The sequence below is a fragment of the Streptomyces sp. NPDC001787 genome (assembly GCF_040297465.1).
Lineage (GTDB): Bacteria > Actinomycetota > Actinomycetes > Streptomycetales > Streptomycetaceae > Streptomyces.
The window spans coordinates 1-10107 of sequence record NZ_JBEOZE010000063.1; the positions used below are offsets into that span (position 1 = coordinate 1).

General features: G+C 68.1%; 6 protein-coding genes and 4 pseudogenes. 4 read left to right on the top strand and 6 right to left on the bottom strand.

Translation table 11 applies throughout. The annotated features are described in order from the left end of the window. Window positions 1–139: 139 nt before the first annotated feature. On the bottom strand, window positions 140–496 hold the full coding sequence (locus ABT170_RS40340; RefSeq protein ID WP_351876195.1) for an integrin alpha: 357 nt from the start codon (window positions 494–496) through the stop codon (window positions 140–142). A gap of 434 nt (window positions 497–930) precedes the next feature. Between ABT170_RS40340 and ABT170_RS40345 the strand changes: the two are divergent. The 3 genes and pseudogenes from ABT170_RS40345 to ABT170_RS40355 all read left to right on the top strand — a co-directional run. Then, window positions 931–1475 (top strand): annotated as a pseudogene (locus ABT170_RS40345) (transposase); the annotation flags it as partial. 64 nt (window positions 1476–1539) lie between these two features. Continuing rightward, window positions 1540–2433, top strand: a complete 894-nt coding sequence (locus tag ABT170_RS40350) for an alpha/beta fold hydrolase (protein ID WP_351876197.1) — start codon at window positions 1540–1542, stop codon at window positions 2431–2433. A gap of 90 nt (window positions 2434–2523) precedes the next feature. Then, window positions 2524–3300, top strand: a pseudogene (locus tag ABT170_RS40355) (APC family permease); the annotation flags it as partial. Window positions 3301–3679: 379 nt separating this feature from the next. On the opposite strand, the pseudogene ABT170_RS40360 reads toward ABT170_RS40355, so the two are convergent. Further along, window positions 3680–4477 (bottom strand): annotated as a pseudogene (locus ABT170_RS40360) (transposase); the annotation flags it as partial. A gap of 204 nt (window positions 4478–4681) precedes the next feature. On the opposite strand from ABT170_RS40360, the gene ABT170_RS40365 reads away from it, so the two are divergent. Then, window positions 4682–7096, top strand: a complete 2415-nt coding sequence (locus ABT170_RS40365; protein ID WP_351876199.1) for an NACHT domain-containing protein — start codon at window positions 4682–4684, stop codon at window positions 7094–7096. Between the two features lie 272 nt (window positions 7097–7368). Here ABT170_RS40365 and ABT170_RS40370 read toward each other — a convergent pair whose 3' ends face one another. From ABT170_RS40370 to ABT170_RS40385, 4 genes and pseudogenes are all read right to left on the bottom strand, one after another. Further along, window positions 7369–7758, bottom strand: a complete 390-nt coding sequence (locus ABT170_RS40370) for a DUF6415 family natural product biosynthesis protein (RefSeq protein WP_351876202.1) — start codon at window positions 7756–7758, stop codon at window positions 7369–7371. A 250-nt stretch (window positions 7759–8008) separates the two neighbouring features. After that, window positions 8009–8218 (bottom strand): annotated as a pseudogene (locus ABT170_RS40375) (Scr1 family TA system antitoxin-like transcriptional regulator); the annotation flags it as partial. Window positions 8219–8232: 14 nt separating this feature from the next. Next, complete coding sequence (locus ABT170_RS40380; protein ID WP_351876204.1) at window positions 8233–9036, bottom strand: WD40 repeat domain-containing protein; 804 nt, start codon at window positions 9034–9036, stop codon at window positions 8233–8235. Further along, a protein-coding gene (locus ABT170_RS40385; RefSeq protein WP_351876207.1) for an IS5 family transposase occupies window positions 9033–9841 on the bottom strand; the annotation gives its coding sequence in 2 pieces (ribosomal slippage) (window positions 9033–9521 and window positions 9524–9841; 807 coding nt in all). Before ABT170_RS40385 ends, ABT170_RS40380 begins: the two co-directional genes overlap by 4 nt. Between the last annotated feature and the right edge of the window lie 266 nt (window positions 9842–10107).

Here is a 10107-nt window from a genome sequence, read left to right on the forward strand (position 1 = left end):
CGCTCCGGGCCGCGGTCGCGGCCCGCGGCGGGCAAGCCGCCGGAGTGATCTTCCACGCGGACCGCGGATCGATACGTCCGCCGCGTTCGCCCAGGTCTGCGACCGGTACGGCATCCGCAGGAGCATGGGAAGGGTCGGCTCAAGCTACGACAACGAGCGTGCTGCTGAACCTGTCCCCGGTCTCCGCGACATCGGGGATGCCGGCCGAGTCCTGGGTGAGGACCTGCTTGGTGGCGGTCTTCAGGCCACTGCTCGACCCGTAGACCACTCCGGCGAATCCGGCACCGGCGAAACCGTTGACCGTCGCCCCGGGCGCCGAGAACGCCAGATCACCGTACCCGTCACCGTTGAAGTCGTCTTGCGGCCCGGCGGGGGCGGTCGTCGCATGTACGGGGCCGGACGGCACGGCCGCATGGGCGACGTGGGGCAGGCTGGCGACGGCGGATGCCACGGTGATGGCGAGGACCAGGCGTGTATCGAGGGTGCGGGCTGCCACGCGGGACTCCTAAGGGAGAGAGCGCGGGAACGTCCCGGGCATGTTCCCCCGATGGTCACTGCGTGTTCGAATGCAGTTGATCTGCTTTCGTACAGACAGCCGGATCCGGCCAAGGGTTGCATCCGCCGGACACACGTGATCGAAAAAAGGGGCGGCCCACACCCGGCGGCGAATGCCGCCCCTGCCTGAACCACCGCCCGCGCACCACCGCCGACGGGGACGCTGCCGCACGGGATGACGGCCGGGCCGGCGGCGGAGGAATCCGCGGCTGGCGACGCCGTACCTGACCTCCGAAGCCGCGTGCCCCAACCGTGCCACCCGCACCGGCCACCAGTATCCGTCATTCTCGGGGCGCTCACCACGAACGAGTGAGCCCTCATCGCCCAGCCCGCCTGTACGCGCCCCGGGCTTCGTATGTGCCGTAAGGCGCCGGAGCTGCCGTTGGCCAGCAGACGTCTCTGCCGGGCGAGATGCTGGCCGCCGCCATGGTGGCCCGTCCCGCGAAGGGGGCATTGCCCTCGACGAGGAGATCTCCGAGCTCGACGCTCTCATCGAGGCACGGTTCCGCGAACATCCGCACGCCGAGGTGATCCGCAGCCTGCCCGGGATGGGCGCCCTGCTCGGCGCCGAGTTCATCGCCGCGACCGGCTGCGACATGGACGCGTTCAGCACACCAGACCGCCTGGCCGGCTTCGCCGGCCAGGCCCCCGTGCCACGAGATTCCGGACGCGTCAGCGGCAATATGCGGCGCCACCGCCGCTACCACCGTGGCCTGCTGCGGGCCTTCAACCTCTCCTCCATGGCCGGCCTCAGGACATGCGCCGCGTCGCGGACGTACTACCAACGCAAGCGCAACGAGGGGAAGGGTCACAAGCAAGCAGTGCTCTCTCTCGCCCGCCGCTGGGCCAACGTTCTCTGGGCCATGCTCCGCGACGGAGCGTGCTACCAACCCGCACCATCAGTCACGCCGGCGGCTTGACATCTCTATTGGGAAGCTCTTTAACCTTTGGCAGGGACTCAGCGAGACCGGTAGGTTCTCCGCAGTGACCTTGTTGGAGACGCAGGGCCTCGTGTCGTTGACGGACGAGGCGCAGTTGCGCTGGACAGCGCTGGGAGACACCACCCGGCAGCCGCCCGTAGTCATGCTCCATGGCGGTCCGGGTCTGCCGGACTACTTGGGCGATGTCGCCGCCATGGTCGCGGACCTTGCGCCCGTGTACCGGTACGACCAGCGTGGCACGGGCCGGTCGCCGTGGCGGGGGCGCCATTCCCTCGCCCGGCATGTCGACGATCTGGCCGAGCTGCTCGACGTATGGGGCGTGTCCAAGGCCGTGCTGATTGGGCATTCCTATGGCACCGACCTGGCGAGCCGGTTCTGCCTGGCGCACCGTGACCGGGTTGCTGCGATGCTGCTGATGTGCGGGCCGTTCGTCGGTGATTGGCGCTCAGGGGACCGAGCGGAGCGCGATCGCCGTATGTCCGCAGCACAGCAGGAGCGGCTCCGCGCTTTGGAGGAATTGCCGGACCGCACGGAGGAACAGGAAGTCGAGCTGCTCACGCTGGCCTGGTTCACCGACCACGCCGATCCCGAACGCGGGTGGTACTGGGCCGCGCAGAGCGGCCGACATCGTCGCCCCGTCAACTGGACTATGAATGGTGAACTTGGCAGGCAAGGACGCGCGGACCCGCTCGATGATCATCTTGCCGAGTTGCGCGCGTGCCTGCCCCGGCGAACGGAGCTCCTTGGTGGGGCCGACGATCCCCGCCCTGTGTCGGCCCTTGAATCACTCGCGCTCCGGCTCGATCTTCCGCTGAGGCGGATCGACGGCGCTGGGCACGAGCCCTGGCTGGAGCAGCCTGACACCGTGCGTACGCACATTCGGCGATTCGTGCAAGGCGCGGTGGGCGCCCAGGGTTTCGGCCGGTTTGCTGGCTGACGTCGTCCTCAGCTATTGGTATCGCGGAGGGTCCGGTGTCGAAATGGGCCTCGAACTGAGTTGCCCACCTGAGGGTTCGCCGGACGTGGGGCGGCCGTCGTGATCGCCTCTCTCACCTCCAGCGCCGTGGAGCCGGCCCGCCTCGACGCGGGCTCCGACGCCACCTTCGGCGGCGTACTCCAGGCGGCGGGGCTGCTGTTCTTCGCGTTCGCCGGCTACGCCCGCATCGCTACCCTCGGCGAGGAGGTCCGAGACCCGGCCCGCACCATCCCCCGCGCCATCCCGATCGCGCTCGGTATCACCCTCGTCGTCTACGCGACCGTCGCGGTATGCGTCCTGCTCGTGCTCGGCCCCGGCGGCCTCGCCGAAGCGGACGCGCCGCTGACGGACGCGGCACGGGCGGCGGGAGCCGACTGGCTCTCGCCCGTTGTACGCGTCGGCGCGGCGGTCGCCGCACTCGGCTCCCTGCTCGCTCTGATCCTCGGCGTCTCCCGCACCACCCTGGCCATGGCCCGTGACCACCACCTGCCGCACGCCCTGGCCGCCGTCCATCCGAAGTTCAAGGTCCCCCACCGGGCCGAACTCCTCGTCGGCGCCGTCGTCGCCATCGTGTCCGCGACTGCGGATGTGCGCGGGGCGATCGGATTCTCCTCCTTCGGCGTCCTCGCCTACTACGCCATCGCCAACGCCTCCGCCTGGACCCTGACCCCCGCAGAGTGCCGCCCGGCTCGGATCATCCCCGCCGTCGGCCTGGCCGGCTGCCTCATCCTGGCCTTTGCCCTCCCGCTGTCCTCGGTCCTGAACGGCGCAGCCGTCCTTGTGATCGGCGCTGCCGCCTACGGGCTGAGCCGCGCTTCCGTCACATGACCTGCCCCGGCACGGCACCGGCCCCCCTCCGAGTCCGGTGGACGCCGAGGTCCGCTCATCGCGTACGGGCCGGATGCCGACCCCGCGTGAGAAGCCCAGCAGGTAGCGCGAGCGCACCGCGCTGATGGCGTCGGGGGTGCCCGGCGTGTGCCACGCGGCCCCGAACAGGTGTCGCTGAGCGGTGGCGTTGGGGGCGAGTTCAGGGGCCGTCGCCGCACTAGATCTGGACGTTGCCCACCAAGTGGTGCACGTCGGCCGACGAACGCCCGGGCTCCAGCACGGGGCAGGTGTCGCCCACCGCGTAGTCGCAGTGGGCGCGGGCACCGGCGGTGGCCTCCATCGCCTCGGTCCGGGTGGGCAGGCGTGCGCCGAACCAGGCCGTCTTCGAGGACAATAACCAGACCGGCGGGGCGTCTCGTTCCTTCGACAGTTGCTCAACCTTCAGTCGTGTCAACATGCCCTCGATCATGGGTAGTTCGCCGTCATGGTCGAGCCATGAGGAGCGGTGGGTGAGCCGGGGGCGGACCCGGTTCCATGCCTGGGTTTCCGCTTTGCCGTAGTTGCTCGTGTCGGTGACGGTGGTGATCGTCGGCTCGGGCCAGGTCTCCGGTTTGGTGAAGCGGAACTCCGGGCCGTGCTTGGGCGGCCGCCCGCCTTTCGGGTCGTGGACGCGGGGTGGTTTCGGCAGGCGCATGACGCAGTCGGAGCGGACCCGCCCGACCAGCTCGACGGGCAGGTCGCGCAGGACCCGGGCCAGGCGGGTGACATCGTAGCCAGCGTCCATGACGATCATGATGCCAGGGTCCCCGGCCTGCCACTGGCCTGTGGCGATGAGCCGCTTGACGACGCCTCGCAGCCGGTCCGCTGAGCACGGCGCGTCCGAGCGGAACCACGGCGACACATCGATCGCCAAGACCAGGAGCCTGCCCTCGAACCGCGGCAACGGCAGCCCGGCCAGCACCGTTCGCAGCCGGTCGACGTCGATGCGGCCGCGGTTCAAGCCTCCGTACATCGCTCCGTGCCCGCGTCGATGCTCAGGCAGCAGCGTCAGGTCCACCGGGGACCTCACCGGGCCGTCCGCACACAGCACCGCATCCACCAACTCGAACAACTCGTCGCGCTGGCCGGTCAGACACTCGTGCAACTCGCTCCGGAAGCGTGACGCTTCCCCGAACATTTCCCGCCGGACGGCATCAGGCAGCAGACTCGCCTCACGGCCTTCGTCGTGATCACGTGCATCCTGGTCGGAGCACATGATCAGACGAAGGCCGCCCCACGTCCGTCGAACCCCCAGGTGAGCGACCCAGTACGAGGCAGCGTTCGAGAGCCAGAAGGAAAAGAACAAGCTGGGTAGCTGCGGTCCAGGGTGTGGGTGGCGTTCATGAAGCGAGCCGAACGGGTCACGATGTGTCCGGCGAGGCGGCATGATCGGGTGATGCTCGCATTGGGGGAGCGCCGCGATCGGCGTAAGTGGCAGGCCGTGCGCGTTGCTTGTGCGGTGTTGGTCGTAGCGGGCGTGACTTTCGCCGTATGGAGCATCGCCAGTGGGCGTGAGCTTAAGCCCGCTGATGTTGCGACTCTTATTGGTGTGCCGATCGCTGTGACCAGTCTGGCGGTCGCGGTCGTGGCGTTGCGTAAGCCGGTCGAGGACAACAGTGTTGAGGTCGCGCGTAGTCGTGCCGGACGGCTCGCCCGGCAGGTCAGGGAGAGCGAGAGCCCGGTGCGGTCGCAGTTGCTCGGTGCAGACACCCGTCGCATCAATCTCACCTATGTTCTGCAGTCCGCGGCCGCGCGGGGCGCGGCGGCTCCGCCGGCCGGGCGTACGTTCGCTGACGGTCCCGCTACCCTGCCCGATGTCCTGGAGTACTACCGCTCCACCCAGCCCCGGCGTCTGGTCGTCACCGGGGCTGCCGGGGCGGGGAAGACTGTCCTGGCCCTGGAACTCATGCTCGCCCTCATCGACCACCGTGCCGAGGGTGATCCCGTCCCGGTCCGGATCCCACTGGCCCAGTGGAACACGGACCAGCCCCTGGCCGCCCTGCTGGTGCAGCGTCTGACCGACGCCTACAAATGGCCTGCCGGCATGGCTGCCGGACTGGTCGCTCACGGGATGGTGCTGCCGGTCCTGGACGGGCTGGACGAGATGGACCCCCTGCTCGCGGATGGCGCCCCCAACCCCGACGCGCCCCGCGCTCGCAAGGTTCTGGAGGCTCTCAACGCCTACCAGGACGGCCGGGAGGCAGGCCCTCTCGTACTGACCTGCCGCACCGGCCACTACGACGCTCTCGCCCCTCTATCCCGGCTGATCGATGCCGCCCGCGTCGCCATTGCCCCCATCGACACCCGCCGCACCGTTGCCTACCTCCGTGACCGGGCCCTGGACATACCCCGTTGGCAGCCGCTGATCGACCACCTCGACACCCAGCCCGCCGGCCTACTCGCCACCATCCTTTCAACGCCCTGGCGACTGTGTCTGACCGCCACCGTCTACCACCGCGACGGCAACCCCTCAGAACTCCTCCACCACACCGAAGGGCGTGATCTCGACCAGCATCTCCTGGCCCGCTACATCCCCGCCACCATCGCCAACACCCCCAACCCCCACCGCTACCGGCCCGAAGACGTCCACAGTTGGCTCCACCACCTCACTGGTCACCTCGTCGGCACCACCACAAACACCCCAGCCACCGATATCGCCCTCCACCAACTCTGGACCCTCGCCGGCACCATCCGCGTCCGCATCACCGACCTCGCCCTCACCACCGTTACCCTCGCCCTCGCCCTCACCGCCGCTTTCTCCTTCACCTTTCTTCCGTTTCTCCATAGAAATCTCCTCGGGGGCGGCATAGGCACCGGCATCGTCTTGCACGTGTTCGCTGCCGTCTCTGTGGTCGCCTTCCGTCCAACGCCCAGACCCAACCGTCTCCGCATCAACCGGGGAACACTCCAGGACGGCTTCAAAGCCAGGTTTTGGGCCGGATCCAAGAGCTGGTTCGCCGTCGGCTTCGCGACCGGCTTCGCGACCGGCTTCACGATCGGATTCACAACCGGCTTCACAACCGGCCTCAGAGGCGGCCTCATGAACGGCCTCGTGAACAGCATCATGTCCGAACTCCCGAGCCAGAGCCCGGACACCGTGTTCGTGTTCGGCCTCTGGCTCGGGCTCTGGCTCGGGCTTGGCCTGGGCATCGGAACCAGCCTCGTCGGCGGATTCATGGGCGGGCTGGGAGGTGGGTTCGCAGACGGATTCAAGGCCTGGTTCAAGATCTGGTTCACAGTTGCGTTTGTGGTCGTCCTCGGGCTCAACCTCGGGCTCGATACCGGGCTCGGGCTCGTCGAAGGGCCTTCGCTCTGGCTCGGGATTGGGCTGGCCGGCGGGCTCGCGGGTGGAATCATGCGTGGGCTCACAGGGGAACCAACCACCGTGTCCAACCCTCGGGACATTATCCGCGACGATATGATCTACGGACTCTTGATCGGGCCCTTGGCCGGACTGCTAGCTGGATGTCTGGGCGGACTCCTAGTCGGGCTCACGAGCAGACTCAAGGACACACTCGTGCTTGGATTCACGGCCGGGTGGATGGTTGGACTTGTGGTCGGGCTCGCTAGCGGGTTCGCCAGCGCGGCGCGACGGTACGGGGTGTTCTTGCTGTGCTCACGCGGCAAGCTGCCCTTCCGCCTCACTGTCTTCCTCGACTGGGCCGTCACCGCCGGACTCCTGCGCTACAGCGGGCCCGGCTACCAGTTCCGCCACCGCGAACTCCAGCAATGGCTCACCGACCACCCCCGCCCCTGAGCTCCGGCCGGGCATTTACACCAACGCAGACCTTTGGTCCCAAGCGGTCGCGTGGCTTGGAACCTACGGAGCGTGCCAGCACCGACGATGCCGTGCTTCAGAACGGGGCATCCCCTGCGGCCGTCAGGCAGCAGCAGGAGGTCACGGCGCGAGACCGCCGCGGCTCGTTGGGCGCCGGCCAGAAACGGGCCGTGAAAGCGATGCTTCTCAAGGGCCTACGTCGAGCGGTGGAGCACGGGAGTGTATGGCACGGGAATCCGGGGGTGTTCCCCCTATGGGATACGTGGCGGGAGGGGTTCGGTGAGGCGGTCCAGCCGCATGTAGAGGGCCCGTACGAGATGGGCACGGTTCTGGGCGCAGCACGCGGCGCCCTTGAACGGTGCGGACAGGCGGCCATCGGCTTCACGGAGGACGACTTCGGCGAGGGCGCCCCGGCCGTCGCTCTTGGGCAGGGCGTCGGCGTGGCGGCGGACGTCGGAGGCCACGGCGCGGGCGTGCCCGGTGAGCTGGAGGGCGATCTGCTCATAATCGCGGGGGTCGAGGTCCGGGTCCGTCCGTGCGAACACCGCGGTGACGAGTGCCTCGTAGGGGGCGCGGTCCAGCGGGAGTTCGGCCTCGATCAGCCCGAGGCGGTCGTAGGGTACGACGTGGGTTTCGCTCATCGAGCGCCCGCCGCGTCGTCGTCCTGGGCGGGGCCGCCGATGCTGGTGTCCGGGGCCTGAACGGCAAGGAAGCGGGAGTAGCCGAGATCGGCGCGGGGGAAGGTCAGCCGTAGTCGGGCGGCTGGAGGCCGGGGCCTTCCGGTGTGGGTGCGCTCATGGGCACCGCCTCCGTTGCTGGTGCGTCGGTGTCGTTCGACGCTACGGAGGCCGCCGCTCCGTCCTCAACGAGGTGGCGGAAAATTGCGGAACTTCACCCCAGGGCGTCGATCGCGTCCTCGATGAGGGCGCGGGCGGCGTCGCCGTACACGGCCATCTCCGCGAGGCCGGTGAATGCCTTCGCGTAGTCGGCGAGCTCGCGCGGCTGCTTCACCTTGATCTCCGCCGTCAGCGTCTCCACCACGGCGACATCGTCGCCGTGGACATAGAACGCCTCCAGCGGCCACACGGTGCGCTGCGCGGTGAGGCAGCCGTGCGTCAGCAGACCTTGCGGTACTCGGCGTCCGGTACGAATGTCTGCCATTCCTTGCGGGTGAGCTCGCGACCCACGCGTTTGCACACTTGATCGGCCAAATGCTCGGGTTTCAGGTCGAGCGTGTGAACCTTGTCGCCGCTAAGAGAACGCAGGACCTCGCCGTCGAAGGCCATCGCGTCAACGTGCTGTGCGGTCAAAGTAAGCGGCTGCCCCAGGGACACCCGTTCGTCGACGTCCCAGAGCTGCACGGCCCGACCGCCGACAGATGTCGCGAGCAGGCTCCCGTCCTCAGAGAAGGTCAGGTGTTCCACAGTGGAGCCAAAGTGAGATTCACCCTGGATGGTGATACCCGGCATGCGCGCGATGCGTTCACGCACCTCCCCATCCCACACCTCAACCCAGCCGTCCGACTTCAGTACGGCCAGGCGGGTACCATCTGGTGAAAAGGCGAGTTCGGTGGTGCTGCCGTGGCCGAAGTCGGATGTGTGAGTATCACCGGTTGTCAGGTCGCGCACCTCACCCTGCGGGGAAATGTACACACGGCTGTCCGGGCTGAAGACGCCGCGGCCTTCCTGGTCCTTGTACTCGGCAATCTTCTTGCGTTTCCGGACATCGCGCACCTCAACCTTGTGACGTGTCGCGCCGGCGCCGGCCTCTACCAGCGAGACGGACAGGTACTGGCCGTCGGGTGACAGGGATAGGCCGTCCACCACGTATCCATCGGGGTAGGACATCCGATCCAACTGCCTGCCCGTTGAGGCGTCCGCTACCACCACGTCGGCGCTAAGAGCTCGTAACACGATCATGAGCGGGATCTCTTGAGGCGTCTCCAGCAGATGAGGCTGCAGGCGAGGGAGACGAAGGCGTCGTGGAGTTCGGTGCGGCGCTCCCAACGGACGGCGAGGCGTTTGAAGTGGTGAAGCAGGGCGAAGGTTTGCTCGACGGCATAGCGGAGCTTGCCGATGCCCTTGATGTTGGGTGATCCCTTGCGGGAGATGACGGGCAGAATCCGTCGGCGACGCAGCTCGTCGCGGTGGGCGGTGGAGTCGTAGCCCTTGTTGCCGAGCAGGGCTTCGGGCCTGCGGCGAGGCCGCCCGGGGCGGCCGGCGACGGGTGGGATGCCGTTGACCAGGGCGAGAGTCTGGGTGACGTCGTTGACGTTGGCCGAGGTGGTGATGACTTTGAGCGGGGTGCCGCGTCCGTCGCAGATCAGGTGGTGTTTGCTGCCCGTTTTCCGCCGGTCGACCGGCGACGGACCGGTGTCGGCGCCCCCTTTTTCGCGCGGATGTGGGAGCCGTCCACGCAAGCCCGTGACCAGTCGAGCTCGCCGGCCGCGTTCAGCTCGGCGAGCATGACCTGGTGCAGCCGGTCGAACACCCCTGCCCTCTGCCACCGGTCCAAGCGACGCCAGCACGTCTGGCCCGAGCCGAACCCCAGCTCCAGGGGCAGGAGTTGCCAGGCCATGTCGTTGTAGAGGACGAACAGAATGCCCTGGAGGCAGAGCCGGTCCGACACCGGCCTTGGCTCCGGGGCTCGTTCCGGCCAAGGCGGCAACAACGGCTCGATCAGCGCCCACAAATCATCGTCCACGATCCACGGTCGAGTACCCACACCCTCACGAACGGCCGAATCGTCACACCGGTTACGCCCCAACAGCACACTTCAACAAGATCGTGTTACGAGCTCTTCGGCAGGCGGCAGCACTGCTCCTCGGGATGCCTGCCGCTGAAGGGGAGGCGATTGCCCATGCTCTGGGCGAGGAACTGCCCGGCGACGGCGGGAGCCAGGACGGGGAACTGGAGTGGGCCGTGCCGGCCGGAGAGGGGATCTGGTCGGCGGCAGTCAGCAGGTTTCGGGAGAACACCCGGGCTGTGGTT

What these genes read in the sequence shown, in the direction of transcription:
- ABT170_RS40365 (WP_351876199.1), top strand. Translation starts at nt 4,682, where the DNA reads ATGAAGCGAGCCGAACGGGTCACGATGTGTCCGGCGAGGCGGCATGAT.
- ABT170_RS40370 (WP_351876202.1), bottom strand. Translation starts at nt 7,758, where the DNA reads ATGAGCGAAACCCACGTCGTACCCTACGACCGCCTCGGGCTGATCGAG.
- ABT170_RS40380 (WP_351876204.1), bottom strand. Translation starts at nt 9,036, where the DNA reads ATGATCGTGTTACGAGCTCTTAGCGCCGACGTGGTGGTAGCGGACGCC.